The organism is Bartonella sp. A05 (assembly GCF_026930145.1).
Lineage (GTDB): Bacteria > Pseudomonadota > Alphaproteobacteria > Rhizobiales > Rhizobiaceae > Bartonella.
This window is the reverse complement of the sequence record NZ_JANHOJ010000001.1, coordinates 36763-61558: the sequence shown is the minus strand read 5'-3', so window position 1 is coordinate 61558 and position 24796 is coordinate 36763. Positions and strand designations below refer to the sequence as shown.

13 protein-coding genes and 1 tRNA gene are annotated in these 24796 nt (G+C 38.8%); 8 read left to right on the top strand and 6 right to left on the bottom strand.

Annotated features, from left to right (window positions below; genetic code table 11):
• Positions 1–88 precede the first annotated feature (88 nt).
• The 3 genes from NPX98_RS00210 (at position 89) to NPX98_RS00200 (ending at position 8021) form a co-directional block, all read left to right on the top strand.
• Positions 89–1000 carry a DUF7146 domain-containing protein gene (locus NPX98_RS00210; protein ID WP_269022409.1) on the top strand — a complete coding sequence of 304 codons (912 nt, stop codon included), beginning with the start codon at positions 89–91 and terminating at the stop codon, positions 998–1000.
• Positions 997–2535: a YfjI family protein gene (locus NPX98_RS00205; protein WP_269021935.1), complete on the top strand. Its 1539-nt coding sequence runs from the start codon at positions 997–999 to the stop codon at positions 2533–2535. Before NPX98_RS00210 ends, NPX98_RS00205 begins: the two co-directional genes overlap by 4 nt.
• Positions 2536–3050: 515 nt before the next feature.
• Positions 3051–8021 carry a DEAD/DEAH box helicase gene (locus NPX98_RS00200; RefSeq protein ID WP_269021934.1) on the top strand — a complete coding sequence of 1657 codons (4971 nt, stop codon included), beginning with the start codon at positions 3051–3053 and terminating at the stop codon, positions 8019–8021.
• A 438-nt stretch (positions 8022–8459) separates the two neighbouring features.
• On the opposite strand, the gene NPX98_RS00195 is transcribed toward NPX98_RS00200, so the two are convergent.
• The 3 genes from NPX98_RS00195 to NPX98_RS00185 all read right to left on the bottom strand — a co-directional run bounded on the left by NPX98_RS00195 (position 8460) and on the right by NPX98_RS00185 (position 10632).
• Positions 8460–8756, bottom strand: a complete 297-nt coding sequence (locus NPX98_RS00195; RefSeq protein WP_269021933.1) for a HigA family addiction module antitoxin — start codon at positions 8754–8756, stop codon at positions 8460–8462.
• Positions 8757–8776: 20 nt separating this feature from the next.
• A complete protein-coding gene (locus NPX98_RS00190) occupies positions 8777–9058 on the bottom strand; it encodes a type II toxin-antitoxin system RelE/ParE family toxin (protein ID WP_269021932.1) in 282 nt (93 codons plus the stop codon).
• A 1498-nt stretch (positions 9059–10556) separates the two neighbouring features.
• Positions 10557–10632: transfer RNA gene (locus tag NPX98_RS00185), tRNA-Phe, on the bottom strand.
• Between the two features lie 406 nt (positions 10633–11038).
• On the opposite strand from NPX98_RS00185, the gene NPX98_RS00180 reads away from it, so the two are divergent.
• The 3 genes from NPX98_RS00180 to NPX98_RS00170 all read left to right on the top strand — a co-directional run bounded on the left by NPX98_RS00180 (position 11039) and on the right by NPX98_RS00170 (position 15603).
• Positions 11039–12202, top strand: a complete 1164-nt coding sequence (locus tag NPX98_RS00180) for a phosphoserine transaminase (RefSeq protein ID WP_269021931.1) — start codon at positions 11039–11041, stop codon at positions 12200–12202.
• A gap of 468 nt (positions 12203–12670) precedes the next feature.
• A complete protein-coding gene (locus tag NPX98_RS00175; RefSeq protein ID WP_269021930.1) occupies positions 12671–13960 on the top strand; it encodes an adenylosuccinate synthase in 1290 nt (429 codons plus the stop codon).
• A gap of 206 nt (positions 13961–14166) precedes the next feature.
• Positions 14167–15603, top strand: coding sequence for a hypothetical protein (locus tag NPX98_RS00170; protein WP_269021929.1), 1437 nt, complete (start codon positions 14167–14169; stop codon positions 15601–15603).
• A gap of 117 nt (positions 15604–15720) precedes the next feature.
• On the opposite strand, the gene rpoH is transcribed toward NPX98_RS00170, so the two are convergent.
• From rpoH to NPX98_RS00155, 3 genes are all read right to left on the bottom strand, one after another.
• The gene (gene rpoH / locus NPX98_RS00165) at positions 15721–16647 is read right to left on the bottom strand and encodes an RNA polymerase sigma factor RpoH (RefSeq protein ID WP_269021928.1); all 927 of its coding nucleotides are present in this window, start codon (positions 16645–16647) and stop codon (positions 15721–15723) included.
• 196 nt (positions 16648–16843) lie between these two features.
• Positions 16844–17845, bottom strand: coding sequence for an RluA family pseudouridine synthase (locus NPX98_RS00160; RefSeq protein ID WP_269021927.1), 1002 nt, complete (start codon positions 17843–17845; stop codon positions 16844–16846).
• A gap of 26 nt (positions 17846–17871) precedes the next feature.
• Positions 17872–19302, bottom strand: a complete 1431-nt coding sequence (locus tag NPX98_RS00155) for an aldehyde dehydrogenase family protein (protein ID WP_269022408.1) — start codon at positions 19300–19302, stop codon at positions 17872–17874.
• A gap of 496 nt (positions 19303–19798) precedes the next feature.
• Here NPX98_RS00155 and NPX98_RS00150 point away from each other — a divergent pair, with 496 nt between their 5' ends.
• Positions 19799–22348 carry a DNA translocase FtsK gene (locus tag NPX98_RS00150; RefSeq protein ID WP_269021926.1) on the top strand — a complete coding sequence of 850 codons (2550 nt, stop codon included), beginning with the start codon at positions 19799–19801 and terminating at the stop codon, positions 22346–22348.
• A 177-nt stretch (positions 22349–22525) separates the two neighbouring features.
• Positions 22526–24790: a sensor histidine kinase gene (locus NPX98_RS00145; protein WP_269021925.1), complete on the top strand. Its 2265-nt coding sequence runs from the start codon at positions 22526–22528 to the stop codon at positions 24788–24790.
• The last annotated feature ends 6 nt before the right edge of the window (positions 24791–24796 follow it).

The window sequence follows — 24796 nt, the reverse complement described above, 5'->3', positions numbered from 1 at the left end:
TGTCACGCATGGACGGACAAGGCTTTCTCAAGTTTTACAATCAGAGCATAGCAAAATCCGTCCTGTGACGCAACGTCATGGAGATAAAATGTCATATTATTATAACAATGCTCAAAGGATAACCTATACATTGCGTGGCACATGGAATGGCCATACTGGCCTTGCCTGTTGTCCAGCGCACGATGACCAACGCCCCAGCTTATCAATTAGCTATGGATATGATGGGCGTTTATTGCTGTATTGTCATGCTGGTTGTGAATTTGCAGAGATCGTAAATGCATTAGAAGCAATGGGACACATCACAAAACATGCATTTTTTGATAATGCAGATTACAATCAAGAATGCTTTTTTATAGAGAAGAACTTTAAACAGCTTTCATGTTCTAAGGCAAAGAAGAATGCAGATAAAGCAAAAGCTATCTGGAAACAAGCCAAGCCAATCAAGAATAGCCTTGCAGAAACCTATTTGCGTATGCGTGGTATTCGTTGTGTTTTACCAACGAGTTTACGTTTTCATGAAGCATGTCCCCACCCCTCAAGGGATTGCCACCCCGCGCTAGTAGCACTTGTCGAGGGGGGTAATTTTTTTGCCATTCACAGAACCTATTTACGGGGTGATGGTGCTAAAGCCGATATAACACCTGTAAAAGCAATGCTAGGATCTGTGATGGGTGGTGCGGTGCATTTAAGCCAAGGCAACAAACAGCATTATGTGATTTGTGAGGGCATAGAAACCGGCCTTTCGCTCATTTCTGGTTTGTTACCAGAAGAACCCATTGATCTATGGGCAGCTCTTTCCACCAGTGGGATGATGAAGTTGAATTTACCAGATACACAAGCACGCCTTACCATCGCTATGGATGGTGACACAGCAGGACGCAAGGCAGGCTTTACTCTGGCAGCACGTGCGCATCAGCAGGGCTTTTCGGTGTTTATGATGGAAGCTCCACAAGGGCAAGATTTTAATGACGTGTTATTATCTCAAAGGGGTGCTGCATGAGCCAGAATGATAACAATAGTTGTTTAAAGGCTATACCTTATGAAGAAGCTCTTCAAGCAAATGGTTGGGGGAAGATTCAACCGATCAAAATGAGACTGTTGCCTGTGCAAGCTTTTTGCCCTGAAATGTTACCACCTGTATTATGCGATTGTGTTTATGACATTTCAGAACGCCAGCAATCACCTGTTGATTTTGTAGCTGTTTCCGCTTTATGTGGTGTGGCTGCCATCATTGGCAATACTGTGCGGGTAGCACCAAAACAACAGGATGATTGGACGATTGTACCCAATCTTTGGGGAGCCATTATTGGGCGCCCTTCTGCAATGAAGTCTCCTGCTATGAACTCTGCACTTGAGCCTATTTATACACTTCAAAATGATCAGTATAAAAATTGGGAACAACAGAAAGAGCAGGATGAGATTGATGCGGTTCTTAGCGATATGGACAGAAAGAAAAGACAAAAAGAGGCTAGTAAAGCGTTTAAGGATGGTAATCGTGAAGATGCTCGAAGAATTCTGGCAGATATAGATCATGGTGATCAACATGAAGCCTCAATACCGCGTTTGATTGTGAATGATGCGACTGTTGAAAAGCTTGGTGAATTATTCAATGAAAATCCGCGTGGATTATTGCTCATTCGTGATGAATTGTCGGGCTTTTTATCAAAAATGGAGAGAGACGAATATCAATCAGATCGTGCTTTTTATCTGGAAGCTTTTGATGGTGATAAGCCATTTATTTATGATCGTATAGGTCGTGGTACCATTCATATCAAGAACTCAACTTTATCTATAATTGGAGGTATTCAACCTTCACGGATTATTCCTCTCATTCAAAGTGCTTTGTCTGGTAAAAGTGATGATGGTTTGATCCAGCGCTTTCAAATGATTGTTTGGCCAGATGAACCCAAAGATTGGCAATGGGTTGATAGACACCCTAATCAGGAAGCACGCATAGCCTATGAAACTATTTTCCGTTCCTTTCATGATAATCCTTTTGGTTCATCTGAACATCCATTGATCATGCGTTTTTCAGCAGAGGCACAGGAATTGTTTTGCGAATGGATGGAAAAGATTCATCGAGAAATAAGAAATGGCAAAAATTCCACTTCTCTAGAATCCTATATTTTGAAAATGCCGAAAACCGTTGCAACTCTTGCATTGATTTGTGAATTGGTGACAGGTGGACGTTCTGAGATTAATAAGGATACGCTCATAATGGCGCTGGGATGGTCAGAATATCTGTTAAGCCATGCGAAGCGGCTTTATGCAGCGGGTTATATATTGGCAGAAGAGGGGGCAAAACTGATTGTAAAACGGCGAGCAGATTTACCGCCTATTTTTACTTTACGTGATATTCATCAACGAGGCTGGGCAAACTTAACAGAGCATGAAGCAGTTTGGCAGGCTATAAAGCTTTTATGCGATACAAACCGCATTCGTGAAATCTCGATAGCCAATAGCTATACGGGTAGGCGACCAAGCGCACGTTATGAATGGAACCCGGCATTGAATAAGAGTGGTGAAAAACAATGAATCCATTTGCCTTTTTCACAAGAGCGTAAAACCAAAACAGTCTTGTTTTGACTCTGTTTATAAACCTTCAAAGCCCTTAGACTTTCTATTGTGAGATCTACTGAGAGTTTTGAAGGTTTTGAGGGTTCTCATTTAAGCATATTTCCATATTTTTTTATGCATTCAGCTGCCAAATCGTAATGCATACGCATAAAAAACACGCTTTTCCGATATGCATGACAAACAACGCTCATAAAGCGTATACATAATGTTGCCAAATTATCATCATAACTCAGATGCCGTACCTAAATGGACGACTTGCATTTGCGGGATTCCATGTATAAAAAGGTAGGAAATAGCGGAACAACTTATCACAGAAATTTTACAGCAAACTGAAATTGCACCGCTTATCGGAAGAGATTCTATAGGCGTTCATAGAGGTTTTGTAGCTATGCATAATGAGTTTGGGTGTTTGTGTTATCGAGTTCGATATTGATCCGCTGCAATAATAGATAGCTTTGATAGAGATGGGGAAAATGGCGGGACAAACATTACAATCACTTTTGCAGACTTATCATGATGAAGCGCGGACAAAAAGAGATAAGGGCACTTATTTCGAGCGTTTTGCCAGAGCATATTTTACTCATGATCCCGTTCAAATTGAGCAATATGAACAAGTTCAAATGTATACGGATTGGGCAAAAGCAAATGGTTGGGATACCCGTGACACCGGAATTGATCTTGTAGCAAAGCTTCGCGATGAAGATGGTTTTGCGGCAATCCAGTGCAAATTTTATGATTCTGCCTACCGAATCCAAAAAAAGGATATTGACAGTTTTATTTCAGCGTCAGGAAAAGATCCATTTAAGCGGCGTGTTGTTATTGACACGACGAAAAAAGCTTGGAGTGAACATGCTGAAACAATGATTCAGGGGCAGATAATTCCTGTCTTACGGATTAGCCTTTCTGATATGGAAAAAAGTCCGATCCAATGGGAGATCTTTGCAGCCAAAAATGAGGTCATTTTGACTGATAAAAAGAAGATCCGTGAGCACCAACAAAATGCATTGCAAGCAGTGTGTGCTGGACTTGCTGAAGCAGATCGCGGTAAGCTTATCATGGCTTGTGGAACGGGCAAAACCTTTACCAGTCTCAAAATTGCGGAAACTCTTGTAGGTAAGGGTGGGAGTGTTTTGTTTCTCGTTCCTTCTCTAGCTTTGATGTCACAAACAGTGCGTGAATGGACTGTGGATACGGAAACACCGATTCGTTCTTTTTCTGTGTGTTCCGATATACAGGTTGGAAAACGACGTAAAAGTAAGGATGATATTGCTGAAATTGATGCATTCGATCTAGCTTTTCCAGCTACAACGGATGCTGCCAAACTGGCAGAAGGCGTAGGTAAACTTGTAGCAGATAAAATGACCGTTGTCTTTGCGACCTATCAATCGATACATGTTATTTCCGATGCACAGAAGAAACATGGTTTACCGGAATTTGATTTCATCATTTGTGATGAAGCACATCGCACAACAGGCGTAACCTTGGTTAACGAGGACAAATCCATTAAAGACGAATCCAATTTCGTTAAAGTGCATGATAATGATGTTATTCGTGGCAAGAAGCGCCTTTATATGACGGCCACACAACGTATTTTCGGTGAGAATGTGAAGAGCCGCGCCAATGAACTCGATGCTGTTCTCACTTCGATGGATGATGAGGAAAAGTTTGGTAAGACACTTTTCCATTGTAGTTTTTCATGGGCAGTGCAAAACAATCTTCTGACCGATTATAAAGTCATTGTGTTGGCAATGGATGAAGGGCTTGTTAGTGCTGCTGTACAGCAACGTCTTGGCGATAGTAGTTCAGAACTTGTCCTTGATGATGCAACAAAGATTGTGGGTTGCTATAGAGCACTGACCAAAGCCGATATAACAGAGGATATTGCAACTGATCCGTATCCTATGCGTCGTGCGTTGGCTTTCTGCAAAGATATTCGCAGTTCCAAGCTGTTTCGCGACGAGTTCAGTAAGGTGATTAAAGAATATCTCGACTATATCAGTAAAAAAGACACTCATAAAAATGACACTGGAGATAGGCCATCTCTAAGGTGTGATATTGAGCATGTCGATGGCACATTCAATGCGAAGTCCCGTAGTGAATTGCTTGATTGGCTAAAAGAAGATGTAGGAGAGGATAATTGCCGTGTCTTAACAAATGCGCGCTGTTTATCTGAAGGAGTGGATGTTCCTGCACTCGATGCTATCCTGTTTTTGCATCCGCGCAAAAGCCCGATTGATGTTATCCAGGCCGTAGGGCGTGTTATGCGGCGTGCTGAGGGGAAAAAGATGGGCTATGTCATCTTGCCTATAGGTTTCCCTGTGGGTGTTTCACCAGAAAAAGCTTTGAATCAAAATGAGAAATATCGTGTTATATGGCAAGTTCTTAACGCTTTACGCTCACATGATGATAGTCTTGATGCAACCATTAATAAGATAGAACTTGGACAGGATGTTAGCAATAAGATTGAGATTATTGGCGTTTCCCATAGCGCCGCTGAGTTGAAAGCGACGACGGCTGTTGTAGAAAATCTGCCTGTTCGGTCACAACCCGAAAGATCAGGTATTGGCACACCGGAACGTAGTATAATATCTGCACATGATTTTGTTGTCCCAGGCGGATTGCAGGGCGAGCTTGCCTTTTCTATAGATGATGTTTCTTGTGCTATCAGGGCACAGCTTGTCAAGAAATGCGGTACTCGGCATTATTGGGAGGATTGGGCAACCAATATTGCTGAAATTGCTAAAAATCACATAACTCGGTTAAGGGGAATTCTTTCTGATCCTGATACAGAATCTCGCCGTGTGTTTAATGAATTTCATAAGGCGCTGAAGAGCGATCTGAACGATAGTATCACCGAGGATGATGCTATCGAAATGTTGGCACAGCACATCATCACACGTCCAGTCTTCGAGGTGTTGTTTGAAGGGCATCATTTTACCCGTGATAATCCTGTTTCTCGCGCTATGCAACGTGTGTTGGATGTTCTACAAAAAGACAATCTAGAAAAGGAATCCAAAGACCTCAAAAAATTCTATGAGAGTGTAAAAGCACGTGCATCAGGCATTACTGAATTAAAAGCAAAACAGAATCTCATTGTTGAGCTTTATGATAAGTTTTTCCGTAATGCTTTTCCACTAACGACCCAAAAATTGGGTATCGTTTATACTCCAGTTGAGATTGTAGATTTTATTATTCATTCAGTGAATGAAGTTCTTCAAAAAGAGTTTGGGCAAACACTTGGATCCAAAGGCGTCCATATCATAGATCCATTCACGGGAACCGGCACATTTATAACACGCTTACTGCAATCCGGCTTAATTACACCAGAGGAAATGGAGCATAAATTCCGACATGAGATCCACGCCAATGAGATTGTTTTATTGGCATATTATATTGCTGCAATCAATATCGAAGCGGTGTATCATAACATCATGGGCGGTGATTATATTCCATTCGAAGGCATTTGTCTGACCGATACGTTTCAGCTATATGAGCAGGAAAAAGATCTTATCAGTCCTTTGATGGAGGATAACAGCACGCGTCGATCACGTCAGAAAGAGCTTGATATTCGCGTTATCATTGGCAATCCACCTTATTCTGTAGGACAGAAGAGCGAAAACGATAATGCGGGTAATATCCGCTATCCTAAATTAGATGGTCGTATTCGGGAGACTTATGCAGCCCAATCCACAGCAACACTTGTGAAAGGGCTATATGACAATTATATCCGAGCAATTCGATGGGCAAGTGATCGTATTGGCAATGCTGGCGTTGTCGGTTTTGTTTCGGGTTCTGGCTATATTGACAAGAATACAATGGATGGTTTTAGAAAAAGCCTTGTTGCAGAATTTTCGAGTATATATGCATTCAATTTGCGGGGTGATATTAATAAAAATATGAAAAATAAAGATGCTCAAGAAGGTGGTAATGTTTTTGGTATTGGCAGTAAAACAGGTATTGCCATAACGTTGTTTATCAAGAATCCGAAAATGCTCAAACCTTGCAAAATCTATTATCATGATATCGGGGATAACTTAACCACAGATACTAAGCTTTCTGCTGTTACTTGTTTGGGTAGTATTGATGGTATTACGCGTGAAAAAGGTTGGCAATCAATTACACCGGATGAACATGGTGATTGGATCAATCAACGAGATAACAGTTTTGATACTTTTCTTGCTATAGGAGATAAGAAGGGTATTGGCATAAAGCTATTTGAGAATTTTTCAGCTGGTGTTGTGACCAGTCGGGATGCTTGGGCATATAATCCAAGTCGTAAAAATCTATCAAACAATATGGAAAACATGATTGATTTTTATAATAGTGAACTGGAACGCTTTAATGCTGTATACCCAAATTCTGACCGAAAAATGCAAAAAGAAATGGTGAGCAAGTTTATTAATACAGATGAGCGTAAAATTAGCTGGTCTCGTCATATTAAACAAGAGTTGGCAAAAAGAAAGTCTTTTACATTTTCTGAGGATTGCCTGACTCAAAGCCTTTATCGTCCTTTTACGCGTCAGTGGCTTTATTACAATCGCACTTTTAATGAGATGGTTTACCAGATGCCACGTATTTTTCCGATGCAAGATACGATGGCAGAAAATAGAGTGATTTGCGTTTCAGGTGTAGGAGCAAATGCTAGCTTCTCTGTATTGATGAGTACAGTTTTGCCAAATTTCCATACTATTGATACAGGCCAATGTTTTCCGCGTTATCTTTACGATAAAGCTTTAGCAACCGGAGGGGATAACGGCCAAACGGATTTTCTTGTAAAGAAAGAAACCACGGGGGAACGACCGCGTCGTGATGCAATTACTGATGAAGGGCTTGCTCATTTCAAGGCCATCTATCCCGGTGAAACCATCACAAAGGATGATCTATTTTACTATGTTTATGGTTTATTGCATTCTGAGGATTATCGTGATCGCTATGCGAATAATCTGTCTAAACAGCTCCCTCGCATTCCGGCAGTTAAGAAAGTCTCAGATTTTTGGGCATTTGTAGAGGCTGGTCGAAAACTTGGTGATCTACACGCTGACTATGAAAATGTTGAGCCTTACCCAGTTACCTACAAACAGGGCGATCTGCGTCTTTCTAACATTTCCGACCCTGAAAAATTCTTTCGTGTTGAAAAAATGAAATTCGGTGGTGGCAAAGAGAAAGATAAAACCGTTGTTATCTATAACCACAATATTACGATGCAAAATATTCCAATAGAGGCATATGATTATGTCGTTGGAGGCAAACCTGCCCTTGAATGGGTGATGGAGCGCCAATGTGTTAAGACAGATAAAGCAAGTGGCATTGTGAGTGATGCCAACCGCTACGCTATCGAGACTGTTGGTGATCCAGCCTATCCGTTGAAATTGTTCCAACGTGTTATCACTGTCAGCTTGGAGACAATGAAAATCGTGCGTAACCTTCCAAAGTTAGACATCTAAGAAAGTGCAGTGAATCAAAGGAATAGCCAATATTCAAGTGCATTATCAAAAACATTTATTGTAGAATAACAGTCTATACATTTTCTATCGAAATGGTTGTAATGCACTTTAAGCAATTGACCAGTCGATTCGGGGGGGGGGTAACATCACTGTTAAACGATCTGAATGGTCAAAATGAGAAAGTCGGTTTCTGCATATCAACAGCTTTGCGCTTGCTGATATTGGGCAACTATATGGAGGATAAAGCATAACAAACAAAGTATATGAGCGGATATTCGGATGAATTTATTTACCCGCTTTCTTTTCTGTTGCGCTCTATCATAATGAATTCTTACACTATTTACGAATAAGATAATATTCTTTTAACACAGCATCTTGATGAACATCACAATGCAATTCGTTAAAAGTGATAACAAAAATTTCTGTATCAGATGTTTTTTAAGCTGTGTGCTTAAATTTGTTTATTTTTGCGAATTCTTCTGCTTTTTCCGCTTGTAATACATTAACATCATAAGCAGCTTGCATGTTAAGCCAAAATTCAGCTGTCGTATCAAAAAAATAAGCCAATCTTAGAGCTGTATCAGGGGTTATAGGACTATTTTCAGCGACAATACGTTCTATGCGCGTACGTGGAACATTTAACGCTTTGGCAAGCGCATAAGCAGAGAGTGCATATTCTTTTAAATATTCTTCTCGTAAAATCTCTCCCGGATGAATTGCACTATAATTTTTCATCGCAAGCTCCTATACACAGATCAATGGTAATCTACAATTTCAACTTTATAGGCATTATTAGAACGCCATTCAAAACAAATACGAAATTGGTCATTAATGCGGATAGAATATTGGCCTTGGCGATCACCTTTCAATGCTTCTAAACGATTACCAGGAAGACTGCGTAAATCTTTGAGATCAACCGCTTTATCTAGTATAAATAATTTTCTTTGGGCTGTCCGCACCAAGTTCATGGGAAAGCCTTTGGGTGGATTACCTTCCAAAAGATCTTTACATCGCTTATCAGCAAAGGATTTGATCACTTAACGACCTTTATTCACTGTTTTACGTATCGTAACACGATACTCTCTTAAAGGGAAGGATAGATATCACAAAATGTTCAACAACAAACTACTCATCATCTTCATGAAATTATGAATTATTAAGTTATAATTGCACACAATCTCGATGAGATTGAAAAGACGATATCCACGTCAAAGATCATCATTAAAGGGTTAGCACGTTTAGGGTAAGAATTGGTTTTAATGAAAAGCAACCACGCCAATTATACCTATAAATTCAATGCTTTTTATAATCTATGTGGTGCGCAAACCTTGCTTATAGAGCCGTTGAAAAGATGGGTATATTTGTCTTTTATTGCTAATATGTATAGAGAGTGGAAAACTTCTTTCTGATATGTCTTTTTACAGCCTAAAGCTTATAGTTTTTCGGTATTTTCTTATAAAGGGAATGCAATAGAAATTTTAGTAAAAACGTAAAAATTTTGCATAAAATATATAAAAATTTTTTAAAAAAGTCTTGCTACAAAGACAATTGCAACGTTTTTATATGAGCATATTCTCTGAGATTATATCACTTATTATAATATAGTGATAGCTTACATAATATGGTAGCTTATGAGGGAAAATCTCATGATGATCAACGTAAAGCTTTCAACCAAAGCTAATACATAGAAAGTTATAATCTGTAGTTCCTATACAAACCGTCATTCACGAGCAGATAAGATATTTGAGCCAGAGAGTGTTTCAAAGAAAGCTCTAATAGTATTATTGAGCGATATAAATTTCTGGATATTTAGAACAGAATTAACCTCATAAAAATTTGTTTTATTGAATGGTAAAGTAGTGTGATTTTCTGTTTTATTTTTTCGCGTATGTTAACGATATGATAGAGACGTTCACTAAAAAATTGTCAAATAGGCTGAAATGAGAACTCTCAAAACCTTCAAAAATCTCAGTAGCTTTCAAAATTAGGTTTTTATGATTTAGAAACAAAAGCTAGAATGAGATTTTTTTGATTGTGCTTTCCATAATAATGATTGTGTTCTGTACAATGTATTGCATGTATTTGTTTTGCTGATCGTCTAATACAGAATTTTTCTCATAAAAATTATGAAAACAGCCTAACTGAGAACCTTCAAAACTTTCAAAAGTCTCAGCAGATCTCATAATAAGGGTTTTGAGTGTTTTGAAAGCGCGTAAAATAGTGGAGATGAGATTTTTTCTTGGGGTTTATAAGAAGGCAGATTTGCAAAATAAGAAGGTAAATCTGCAAGCAGTTTTTTAAGTTAAGGATTTGAAGCCAAGAGCAGAATGAATCATTTATAATAAAGTCTATAGAGCAGATAAATAAAATAGGGCTATTCATTCAACGTAAATGGTGGGATATCTTTTATAATCCACGGCTTTTTAGGTGATACACAGCCAATTCAATCACACGACAAAAGGTGGACTGGTGAGTGGATTGAAAAATGATTAAAATATATAATTCACTGATTTTATTTGATTTTTTAAAATAAAGTGGTGCCCAGACGCGGATTCGAACCACGGACACGCGGATTTTCAGTCCGCTGCTCTACCTACTGAGCTATCTGGGCACGTTCCAATAAAAATATGAAACGTTTGCGGTTATAACATTAAAATTCTTTCTGTCTAGTTATCAAAGTAAAAATAATCAATTTTTTATAAAGGTATCTTTTAATATTCGGAACTTTATAATAATTTTCTTGTGAAATGAATTGAATAAGAATTGTGTGATACACTTAGTGCATTGTGAACAGAATATTATTTTTGTATGGTGAGAATAGGTGAGCTCTTAATTTTTAAAAATCGAATTTAGGGTGTGATTGATTGAAATTTTGTTTACAAAAACTCAATCTATTATCATTTTAAGAAATAAATAGAAAACATTTTTGGGGTTAGCATAGGTATTTAGGTGTAGGTATAGCTTTTTATGTAAGCTGTTTTCTTTAAGGAAAGCAAACTATCTGAGAGGATAGAATAATGATGATGCCAAAGAAACCAAGCTGCCGCCCGAATAATCCTAACTTTTCTTCAGGTCCTTGTAGCAAGAGACCTGGTTGGACTATTGACGTTCTTAAAAATGCACTAGTTGGGCGTTCGCATCGTGCTAGAATCGGAAAATCAAAACTAGCTGAAGCAATTGATTTAACCCGTGATGTTCTTGAGGTCCCTTCTGATTATCGTATTGGTATCGTTCCTGCTTCGGATACAGGGGCTGTTGAGATGGCTCTATGGTCTTTATTGGGTGAACGGGGTATCGATATGGTAGCATGGGAAAGCTTTGGTTCAGGTTGGATCACTGATGTCGTCAAGCAATTAAAACTTTCTGATGTCCATCGATTAGAAGCACCTTATGGTGAATTACCTGATTTGACACAACTTAACTTTGATCGTGATGTCGTTTTTACATGGAATGGAACAACTTCTGGCGTGCGTGTCCCTAATGCGTATTTTATTCCAGATAAGCGCGAGGGATTGACAATTTGTGACGCTACATCAGCAATTTTTGCGCAAAATCTTGATTTTACAAAATTAGATGTTGTTACATTTTCTTGGCAAAAAGTATTGGGGGGGGAAGCGGCGCATGGTATGTTAATTTTGAGTCCTCGTGCTGTTGAGAGGCTTGAGAATTATAGTCCTGCTTGGCCTTTACCTAAAATTTTCCGCATGACAAAAGATGGAAAATTAAACGAAAATATTTTCAAAGGAGAGACGATTAATACTCCTTCCCTCCTGTGTGTTGAAGATTATATTGATGCATTACAGTGGGCAAAATCTCTGGGTGGTTTACAAGCATTAATAGCGCGAGCTGATAAAAACTTTGCTGTACTTGATGCTTTTGTTCGTAGAACGCCTTGGATAGAGCATTTAGCAAAAATACCTCAAATACGTTCTAATACGTCTGTTTGTTTGATGATTGTAGATCCGATTATTACGGTTTTGGATGTTAAAATGCAGGCGCTTTTTGTGCAAGCCATTGTGGATCGTCTCGATAACACAGGTGTTGCTTATGATATTGGTTCGTATCGAGATGCTCCTCCAGGGTTTCGAATTTGGACAGGTGCAACGATTGAAGCTTCTGATCTTGAATTGTTAACGGAATGGCTTGAATGGGCCTTTCAGATTGAAAAAGCGAATTTGTAAATAATCTTTTTGTTTGTGTTTATAATGCTATATTTTGCTCAGAAAATAAGATGAAAGAACTCATATAGCATCTTGTATAATTCCATCAGATCAATCATTTTAAACCTCTATAGCGATTTTAAAAGATTGTGGTGTGCAATGGGTTAAAATCATGAGAGTCTATATAGATTTTTCATTGATTCAGCACATAGATATTGCTCTTGGGCATTTGAAGTATATTCAGGCAGCATTGCATGAGAGGTATAGGATCTTTGTTTATTATATTTAACAAAAAAACTGCAAACTTATAATGAAAATGCGTTTTTATCTGAGCGTTGTTTGTTTTGATTATAGGTAATTAGTGCTGAATAATTATGAAGATTGGAAAAAAGTTGAAATGAAGAGTCGCACTCTTTATAAGGTTTCGCTATAAAGAACCGCTTATTTGTGAATGCTGATATTATTTTACCAAATACAACGGAGAAAATTATGGCCAATGTGATAGTTGTCGGTACACAATGGGGTGATGAAGGTAAAGGTAAAATCGTAGATTGGCTGTCTGAGCGGGCAGATATTGTGGTTAGATATCAAGGTGGTCACAATGCAGGTCACACATTGGTTATTGACGGGATTGGTTATAAATTATCGCTTCTGCCATCTGGTCTGGTGCGTGGGAAGTTATCAATTATCGGTAATGGTGTTGTGGTCGATCCCCATCATTTTGTTGCGGAATTAAAAAAATTGCGCTCTCAGGGGGTAGAGATTACACCAGAAATTTTGCGTGTTGCTGAAAATGCATCTTTGATTCTTTCTGTACATCGTGATCTTGATGCTGCTCGGGAGAATAGCATTTCGAGTTTAACAATCGGCACAACTCAGCGCGGTATTGGCCCTGCTTATGAAGATAAGGTAGGCCGCCGTTCTATTCGTATGATGGATTTAGCAGAAGCTGATACACTTATGACTAAGGTAGAACGGCTTTTAGAGCACCATAATTCTTTGCGTCGTGGTATGGGAGCAGTAGAAGTTACACCACAAAAGATTTATGATGAGTTGATGCAAGTAGCGGATGAGATTCTTCCTTTTATGGATTGTACTTGGCGTCTTTTAGATGAGGGCTATCGGAAGGGAAAACGCATTCTTTTTGAAGGTGCGCAAGGTGCATTGCTAGATAATGATTTTGGAACTTATCCTTATGTGACATCATCCAATACAGTGTCGGGGCAGGCTTTGACGGGTTCGGGTATGGGGCTTGGTTCAATTCACTATGTTTTGGGTATTGCAAAGGCTTATACAACACGTGTGGGAGAAGGGCCATTTCCAACAGAGCAGATCAATGATATTGGAGAATTTTTAGGAACGAATGGAAAAGAATTTGGCGTTGTGACAGGTCGTAAACGTCGATGCGGTTGGTTTGATGCTGTTTTAGTTCGGCAGATGACTGTTATTTGTGGGGTTCATGGAATTGCACTGACAAAGCTTGATGTTCTCGATGGTTTGGATAAAATTAAAATTTGTATTGGCTATGAACTTGATGGTAAAAAAATTGATTATTTGCCGGCTTCTGGGAAAGCACAGGCTCGTGTGAAGCCAATTTATGAGACCTTAGATGGATGGAAGGAAACAACTGCACATATACGCAACTGGGAAGAATTACCGGAACAAGCTGTCCGATATGTGCGCTATATTGAAAAATTCATTGGTGTGCCAGTCGCTTTATTGTCAACCAGCCCTGAGCGTGAAGATACAATCCTTATTACAGATCCCTTTGCAGATTAATCGTTATTCTTAGATTTTAGTCTCTAGAGTATATTTTCTCTGGTTATTAGTCAAAAGTAAATTTCAGAACTCTATAACAAGAAAAGTATAAAATAACTAAATTGTTATGATAATTTAGGGAGATCAAATAATAGATTAAGAGTGCTTAAAGCTCTCTATATGTTAAAAAATTTTTCTCGTACGTTTGAGAAAGACTATAATAAAATATGGTAGATTTCGTTAAAATATTAAAAAAAGCAATTAATGCGAAAAATAATTCTACGTCACAATCACGAGAACAGATCTATGAACGTGCCGTTGAAACACTAGAACATAAATTAGTAGAAGCCGAAATTTCAAAAGCGGTGGCAAATGCTCAAAGACAGGCTTTAAAACGTGCTATTATAACTGTTGAAGAAGAGTATGAGATTGTTGAAAAGGGGCGGCTTTTTTCATTGGTAGGGTGGAAGCAATCATGCGTAGAAAATGGTGATGAAAATAAACAGAGCTTTACATTGTCACAAGATAACGGTGTTTCAGTTTTAGTTAGAGAAAAAGAGCAGGAATCGTCTGGTACAAGTTTGATAGACAATGAGATCGTTAACAAGTCTTCTATATACTCAAGAGTGCCAAATGCTGAGCCTGTCAATATGGATGTTTCTAGTGGTGCTGATGCACATCAGGCTATTCAAAAAAATAAATCTGAGAGCGAGGCTTTAGCTTCTGCTTTGCAAACGGATGGTTCTCATATTGTTGCACGTATTTTTTCTCAGACAGTACAGCGTGCTCCTCGACCATCCATGCAAAAACGTATTATGATAGGTTTTGCGGTTTTTGTCAGTTGTATTCTGTTTTTCAGTGGCATTTTTTTTGTTGGGGAATATATATCTGTATTAAACAATAATCAGCAGCAAGGAGAAGAAGTTCAAGTTGTTGGCGCGGTACCAAAAGCAGTTGTGGCTAACCGAAAGTTGACAAAACGCTTATTGGAGGATGGGAGTGAAATTGATGTCGGTCCATCTGAAGAAGTGAAAGTGCCGAAAGAGGAGGAGGTGTCAAATGGTGTTGCCATAAACAACGTGAAACCAGTTGAGCGGTTGGGGGAAGCTATTCTTTACAAAATGCGCACGGATTATGACACAGAAAAAGTTGCAACGGGTAATGTACAATGGTCGCTCGTAAGAGAGTCTTCTGCTAAAGGTGGGTTAGAAGAATTAGTTGTACGGGGTGATATAACGATTCCAGATGAGGGATTGTCTTTACGGTTAACTTTGCAACGTAATACTGACGTGTCTCTTCCTGCTGCTTACATTATAGATCTTATTTTTATTCTTTCTGATAAATTTTCAGGTCAATCGATAAGCAATATTAAGACATTAACCTTTAAGGCGAGTGAACAATCAATTGGACATGCTTTAACAAGGACTGTTGCAGCTAAGATTGATGATAATTTTTTTCTTTTTGCACTGAGTGGTAATCATCCATTCCTTGATCGAAATTTACAATTAATGCGCAAATTGGATTGGATACGTTTAGTAATGACTGATAAAAATGGCCGTGTGAATGAATTAACCTTTGCAAAAGGACCAAGAGGGCAGGCCATTTTTAATGAGGTCATTGGACAATGGCAGGCACAAACAGATAAACAAGCAGTTCTTTATTAGTAAAAAAAACGCTAATATGCGTGAAGAAACCGTCAATTTGCATTAATCACCCCTCCAGTCCGTTAAGAGCTGATCTTAATGGACTGTAGAAGGCACTCTATGGACTTATATAAAAGCTTAACCTAAGCTAACTTCAGAAATACGCGAACATAGTTGGTTTTGAGTTTGTTGTTGGGATAAAATAGAAGCTTTTATGAAATGTTGCACTTTTTCAAATGCACGCATTTCAATCTGTCTCACACGCTCCCGACTAATATTGAACTCGTTTGAAAGCTCTTCTAACGTTAACGGATTGTCGCTTAAACGGCGTGCTTTAAATATACGTTTTTCACGTTCATTAAGATTATCCATGGCATGCATTAACATAGAACGACGATTTTCGAGTTCATCTTGCTCAATCAAAACTTGTTCTTGGCTGCTTGAATCATCGATTAACCAATCTTGCCATTCACGACTTTGCCCTTCATTTGTGCAAAGAGGTGCGCTGAGCGAAGTATCACCACTCAGTCGATGGTTCATCGATACCACTTCATCTTCTGTGACATTTAACTGGGTTGCAATTTCTTTAACTTGCTCTGCCTTTAGATCATTATTATCAAACGTTTGAAGCTTACTTTTTAATTTACGAAGATTGAAGAACAAACGCTTTTGATTAGCAGTTGTTCCTATTTTCACCAAACTCCAAGATCGTAAAACATACTCTTGGATCGATGCTTTAATCCACCACATCGCATAGGTCGCCAGCCGAAATCCGCGCTCTGGTTCGAAGCGCTTAACAGCTTGCATGAGGCCAATATTCCCTTCTGAAATGACTTCTCCAATGGGTAAACCGTATCCCCGATATCCCATCGCAATTTTAGCGACAAGACGTAGATGACTTGTTACCAATTTATGCGCGGCTTTTAAATCATTATGCTGATGATAACGCTTAGCCAACATGTACTCTTCTTTTGGCCTTAGCATTGGAAAACGGCGAATTTCTTCTAAATAACGATTAAGACCACCGTCATCAAAAACCATAGATGGTAAATTTATATGGGCCATATAGCACCCTCCTTTTGAATGAACTCCCGTATAAGGCGAATTCCATTTGTAGATATTATATAGATATCTCTTTCTACATGAATATCTTTTATCTCATCCAATGTTATCATAATTTTCAATTGTGTTCAAAAGTAGATTTTGTATCATAAAATAAAAATGGATATTTTATTATAAAATCACAAGATCATTAAAAGTTTCAAGGAAGTTTTTTCAGATGATTGATGAGTGTTGTCATATCTTGGGGAAGTGGTGAAGAGAAAGGCATGATTTCACCTGTAACGGGATGCTCAAAGGTGAGTTTGGTTGCGTGAAGTGCTTGTCGGTTGCATTGGTCAATTGCAGCCTTAATTGTAGGATTAAGTGCGTTTGGTTTTGTTTTGAAAGCGTTTCCATAGACCGTATCGCCTATAAGCGGATGTCCAATGTAAGCCATATGAACACGAATTTGGTGCGTGCGTCCGGTTTCTAAATGGCACTCCAGAAGACTAGCACAAGATGTTCCGTCTGCACAGGTTCCATATTTTTCAAGAACAGAAAAGTGTGTAATGGCGTAACGAGCATCAGCATTTTGTTGATGGACGACAGCTCGTTTTGTTCGGTCATAGGGAGAGCGTCCAAGAGGTGCGTCGATTGTTGCAATATTGCGACTAGGAGCACCCCAAATCAAGGCGTGATAACACCGATCTAACGCATTCGTCCGTCCGTGATCAGCAAACTGAGCGCTGAGGCTTTTATGAGCAAGATCATTTTTGGCAATAACCATAACTCCGCTTGTATTCTTGTCTAGACGGTGAACAATGCCTGGGCGCTTAATACCACCGATACCAGATAAACTATCGCCACAATGATAAATAAGAGCATTAACTAATGTCCCGGTCCAATTCCCATTACCAGGATGAACAACAAGACCAGCTGATTTATTGATAACAATAATATAGTCATCTTCAAATAGGATATTGAGTGCAATGGCTTCACCTTTAGGTTGTGCATCATTGAGAGCAGGTATTGTTAATTCAATCCGTTGATTGGGTTTCAATTTTGTTTTTGGTTCCGTAATGACTTGGCCATCAACTTTAAGATTTCCTTCACGGATCAAGGTCTGTAAACGTGAACGCGATAGCTCATGTTGGTATTGTTTGGCAAGCCATTGATCGATTCGCTGTCCAAGAGCGCATTCATCCGTTATTTGTTCTATCACTGCGCAATCCTATTTTTGAGCTTCTTTTACCAATATGAAATTGCTTTAGTATCCAAAAATTCTTCAATTCCCCATCGTCCGCCTTCACGGGCACGACCAGAAAATTTGACCCCTCCAAAATAACTACTATCAGGTAAATCATGTCCGTTAACTTCTACCATGCCAGACCGTAATTGCATAGCAACACGCCGACATTTGTTTCGGTCTAGTGATTGTATATAGTTGGTGAGGCCATAGTCGGTGTCATTCGCTAACGCTATAGCTTCTTCTTCTGTTTTAAAGGGAATCATTGAAAGAACAGGACCAAAGATTTCTTCTCGAAAAATACGCATATCAGGTTTAACATCAGCAAAAACAGTTGGACGTACATAATAACCACGTGTCATCCCCATGGGCAAACCAGTTCCGCCTGCGATAAGGGATGCTCCTTCATCAATTCCAGATTGGATAAGGTCTTGAATTTTATCATATTGTTGTTTTGATACAACGGGACCAATGTGATCTCCTGCTTGATGGTTCGGTCCCACTACTGTTTTTTCGGCAATCTGTTTTGCTGTTATGATGGCTTTGTCATAGATTGAATGTTCTACAAGCATACGTGTTGGTGCATTACAACTTTGCCCACTATTATAAAAACAGTGGTGCACGCCACGTTGAATAGCATTTGCATCGGCATCAGCAAAGATGATATTGGCTCCTTTGCCTCCAAGTTCCAAGCAGACACGTTTTAATGTATCGCTGGCGTTTTTAGAAATAGCTTTTCCTGCTCTGGTTGAGCCAGTAAAGCTAATCATTTCCAAATCTGGGTGTGCGGATAGATAAGAACCTATATTGGAGCCATCACCGTTAATTAAATTAAAAACGCCGGCAGGTAGAGCAGCTTCATCTAAAATTTCAGCAAAGAGCATGGCAGAAAGAGGAGCAATTTCAGAGGGTTTTAAAACCATAGTGCAGCCGGCCAATAATGCAGGAATAACTTTCAAGGTTATTTGGTTCATGGGCCAGTTCCAAGGAGTAATCAATCCGACGACACCAATAGGGTCGTATTGAAGGATGGCTTGGTCATTTCCCTCTATTAAAGCTTTTTGAAAAAGAAAGTCTTTGAAAGTGCTGATAAAATTGCGAATGTGGTGGCTACCGGCGGTGGTTTGAGCGTTACGCGCCATATCAATAGGTGCACCCATTTCCATTGAGATGGCTTTGGCCATATCTTCAGAGCGTTTTTCATAGATCTCAAAAATTTTTTCAACAAAAGTAAGACGTTTACTCGGTGTGACTGTTTTCCAATGTTGAAAAGCTCTTTTAGCAGCGGCGATAGCTTTATCTGCATCTTTAGTACTGCCAAGGCTAATAACAGCACAGGCTTCTTCTGTTGAGGGATCAAGGATGTGAAAGTCATTCGTAGTATTTGGGTCATCCCATAGACCGTTGATATAAAATTTTCTCTTATTTAACATCTCTATTTCCTCTTTTGCTGCTTCTAAATTGTATCCTACGAGGTGCTTTTGTAACAATACCCCTTTTTAAAATGGGGTACAGGTTTTAATGGGGTACAGGGGCAACTGATTTTATTACGAAGTATAATGGAGAATTTGGAAATGGTGAAATTTATACCAAATTGGAGGAAAGACAATAATTTGTAATTTTTGCAGCAAACGCGGAGTGAGAACAATGTTAAGAGGAGCGAAGAGATTGGATATATATAAAAGGCCTAGTTGATTAATGAGCTCTTGTTAAAAATCAAGCTGGATATCAGGATTAAAGCTTTCCTATGGAATGAGGATACCGAAAGTATTTGATTCATTTGAATTGTTTATAAACAGAGTTTAGAGGGAGGATTTTTTTTGTTAAAAATTAATCGTTAGCAAAAAGTTATTAACCTTCATACTATAATATCTACGCATTCTCTTAAACAAAGTAATCGGTCTCATTGCTATAATTTTGTTGGGTATCATGCGTAATTTGAAAACAAAATCTATTTCTACATCTTGTGTTGCTGATAAGAATGCAGAAGGTGCATCAGAAAAAAAATCATCTTCAAGCATTTCGGATATATTTTCTTATCCGGATGTATGGAAACAAGCATTTACACTTGGGCAAAATGTGCGTTTCACGCGGACGCCAGAAGTTGAAATTTTACGCCGTCGCATAGAAACAGATCCAATTTTTGCAAAACGGTTTAAAGCTTTGCAAGAAAAGCAAAAATACACAGGCATTACAAAAACGACTAAGGAGGCAATGAAATCCCAATTGACAGATGAGATAAACTCTCAATCCATTGCAAATAAAGAGTCGCTGTATTGTTCAACAGTTATTGGAAAATCTATTCAACAGGTTGTTAGCACGCCGATCGAAAAAAATACAGGGAAGCATATCTTACCAGTAGAAAGTGTCGTGCAAAAAGTAAAACCTGTTGTTTATCTGTCTGATAATGCATTTTTTGAATGCGCGCCTTTTATCTTGGAACAAATCAGTATAGGGATGTCACAAAAAGAAAAAACAGTAATGGATAGCACAAATATTGATGTCACAAATAATGAAGTTGCTTCGGAAAATTTCTCTGTTTTTGATGAAGAAATTATTGCCTGTTACCGTGTGCTTGAATGTCGTTTACCTCAGTTCTGTGATTCAGCTGTTTCAGAAGATTCCAATAAGAGTTCTGAGGAAATTTCTAATTTGAACTCTACAGAAAGCAAAAATATTAGAGAAATGCAGGTGCATAGCACTCATGCTGTTTTTGAAAGTAAGAAAAAAGTTGAACAAGCCCAAAAGTTCCCTGTCATTGAAGTTTCAGTTCAGGAAGAAAGCGATATGAAGGGTATTGTGGTCAATGATAACAATGTTGCTGATCTTCCAGTGATAAAAACAAAAGAAAATACACAGAAAGCTGTTAATACGCCATTCCGTAGCAGTGATTTTGTTTCTATGCCAAGTTTTCGATCTGTTGCCTATGATACTTATGAATTCCCTCCAGTTAATCTTTTACAGGAGCCTGTCTTTCATGATGATACCATTATTTCGCAGGAAACATTAGAGCGCAGTGCAGGGCTTTTAGAAAGCGTTCTAGAAGATTTTGGAATTAAGGGTGAAATTATTCATGTTCGCCCAGGTCCAGTGGTGACAATGTATGAATTTGAGCCTGCTGCTGGGGTGAAATCATCACGAGTTATTGGTCTTTCTGATGATATTGCTCGTTCTATGTCTGCGATTTCTGCGCGTGTTGCTGTGATTCCTGGACGTAATGTTATTGGGATTGAATTGCCAAATGCAGTTCGTGAAACTGTTTATTTACGTGAGTTAATCCAATCGAGAACTTTTCGTGACAGTCAATTTAAACTAGCCTTAGCTTTGGGGAAGGGGATTAATGGTGAAGCTGTCATTGCAGAATTGGCAAAAATGCCTCATCTGTTGGTTTCAGGAACAACAGGATCTGGAAAGTCTGTTGCTATCAATACAATGATCTTATCAATTCTTTATCGAATGACGCCAGAACAGTGTCGTTTGATTATGGTTGATCCTAAAATGTTAGAGCTTTCCATTTATGATGGCATTCCACATCTGTTGACACCTGTTGTGACGGATCCAAAGAAAGCTGTGACAGCTTTAAAATGGGCCGTGCGCGAAATGGAAGATCGTTACCGCAAAATGGCTAAATTAGGTGTGCGTAATATTGACGGTTTTAATGCACGGGTCGCGCTTGCAAGGGAAAAAGGTGAAACAATTATGTGCACTGTACAGTCCGGTTTTGATAAAGAAAGTGGAGAAATGCTTTATCATGAAGAAGCAATGGACCTGACGCAGCTACCTTATATTGTTGTCATTGTTGATGAAATGGCTGATCTCATGATGGTCGCTGGTAAAGAAATAGAGAGTGCTATTCAGCGCTTAGCACAAATGGCACGTGCTGCGGGTATTCATCTGATCATGGCAACGCAACGCCCTTCTGTTGATGTGATCACAGGCACGATTAAGGCGAATTTCCCGACGCGAATTTCTTTTCAGGTAACATCGAAAATTGATAGTCGTACAATCTTGGGAGAACAAGGTGCTGAAACGCTTTTAGGTCAGGGGGATATGTTGCATATGGTTGGCGGTGGACGCATTGTGCGTGTTCATGGACCTTTTGTTTCTGATCAAGAAGTGGAAGCTGTGGTTGAACATCTTAAAATACAAGGAAAACCTGAATATTTAGCAACGGTTACAGATAGTGAAGACGATAATGACGGAACAGCGGATTCTGATGCAGTTGCTGAAATTGTTGCGGCAGGAAGCTCTAATGGGGATAGTGAAGAGCTTTATGTGCAAGCTGTTAAGCTTGTAGTTCGTGATAAAAAATGTTCAACATCTTATATACAACGCAGGCTTGCAATCGGTTATAATAAGGCAGCTTCCCTTGTTGAGCGGATGGAAGAAGAAGGCATTGTCGGGGCTGCTAATCATGTGGGAAAACGTGAAATTTTGCTCAGTGGATGCAATAATCAAGGTGATCTAAAAAGCGTATAAAAACAACAGTTTTAAAAATTCCAGTTTTTATTTAACAAGAGCGGCATTGTTTCGCTCTTATTTTTTTTTACCGTAAATTATTAAAAAGGTTTAATAGGGAGAGCGACAGAGCAGGAATGCTATTCTATACGTTAATTGTGTCAATATAGGTGAACATTCAAGAGAGAGGTTGGGGAAATGGCTTTGGCATTTTTAGATTATCTAGAATGTACAGAAATTAGACAAGCCTTTATCCGTGGGCAAAAGGCTTTTGTGATTTCGTTTGATGGTGGAAATATTCTTTGGTCTAATGGTGCTGCAGCGTATTTTTTTGGCTTTTCTTCTGTTGCGGATGTGGTTACACAACCGCCTTTTTTAAACCAAGTGGTGCGTCATCGAATATTGCATAGTGCTCAATGTGCAAGCTCTGTCGTATTGAGAGGTGTGAAGGATTATGCGGAATTCTCTGTAATCTCTGTTGATATTTCGGGTATAGGTCAAGCATTTTTGCTTGAAGCTTTGCGAAAAGAAGATGTCTCTCTTATCGCTGGTTTAGATGATGCAACATGGTCTGTTGCTATCATTGATGAACATGCAATTGTGCAGGAAGCTTCTTCCCATTTTTGTTTTGTTGATGCAACGCTTAAAATTCTATTACAAACAATTAATGATGAAATTTCTGTGAAAACAGTTCTACCTATAGCAGGTATCAACGTACATGTTGGTGTTATCCGTTTGAGAGTAAGACCGGCAAGTTTTCTGGTTTTATGTGCACAATTAGATGCAGATGATTCGGATAGCAGCCAAAAGCCTTTTAGCTTTACACCAAGTCTTTTGCCGCGGCGGTTTATTTGGAAAATGGATGCAGATGGTCGGTTTTGCGAGGTTTCAAAAGAATTGACGGAAACTGTTGGACCTATATCTTCTCGTATTTTAGGAGCTGATTTTCATAGACTTGCTCATCAATTTAGTGATGAACGATATCGGGAATTAGGTGACTTTATTAAAGCAGCGACCCCTTGGAGCGAACAGAAAGTTCAATGGCCTGTTGATGATTGTTTGGAACGGCTTGATGTTGAATTATCTGCTTTACCAGTTTTTGATACCAAGAATCGGCTCAAGGGATTTCGGGGTTTTGGTATTTTGAAACTGCAAGAAAAAATATCAAATGGAAAAGATAAGAAGCTGCATACAGTGCCATCAAATCTCTCAGAGATAGAGCGTTTAGCTTTTCAAGAAATTGCACAACGATTGCGTGGCGAATTGTTTTTGCCTGTTGGGAAGGAGAATTTTGCTGATGAATTGGCCGTGCAGTTGCCACGTGAACAGACATTGCCTGAAAATATGATAGCACAGGTGCTAATGGAAGAACCAGAAGTGGTTTTATCGTTATTAGATACGGTAATGGATGGTATTTTGTGGCTTGACGAACAGGGTTTTATTCAATCAGCTAGTGATACTATTCTGGCATTAATTGATTGTAAAATAGATGAATTATTGGCGCAGCCATTAACATCATTATTTACCTTGCAAAGTCGAGCTTTGGTTGAAAAATATTTTGAGTTAATGCGTGCAAAGAGAACAAATCAGGTTTTAAATTGGGGAGAGATGGCTGATTTGGTGACAAAAAATCATGAGAATATAACGGTTTCTATGATGATTGTACCTTTAACAAAACAAGATTATTATGCTGTTATACTGCGTAATATGACAGATATGACACTACCTCCAGCTCACAAAGCAGAAGACAATCAAATGATTGAAGTCGTGCATGAAATGCAGACACCTTTGAATGCTCTCATTGGGTTTGCGGAAATTATGAAAGATGGCCGTTTTGGTTTAATAGAAAATAAGTGTTATCGTAAATATTTATGCGATATTGTTTCCTTAGGACAATATATTTTATCACTGATCAATCAATTACTAGCGAGTTCGAAGGAAAATCATTGTAATACAAAGAATCGAAATGATACGTCCTTGAGAGTTCAAGCATTTGATGTGACATCTTATTTGCGTGCTACTATAGCGTTTCTTGAAACGCAAGCGAATTGTAATGGTATTATTATGCGTATTGTTGCACCGGTGCATGTACCATTTATTCGTATATCGCAACAAATATTTCGGCAGATTATATGGAATCTTCTTTCTAATGCTATCCGTTTTACACCTTCAGGGGGGCAGATTGTGATTCATGTTTCTGATGGGGGAAAAGAGCGTGTAAAAATTTCAATTAGCGATAATGGTATAGGAATGAATGATAAAGAAGTTGTAAAGGCTCTGCAACCTTATGATCAGATAGAGCACAAAGATGGTTGGTGTGGTGACGGCGTATTTGTTGAAACTGACCTAGGATTACCACTGTGTAAGACAGTGATAGAAGAGAATGGTGGTCAATTTTTCTTATTTTCAAAACCCAATCTCGGAACAACTGTGGAAATGTTTTTTCCTGTGTTCCGTGAATGAAGTGAG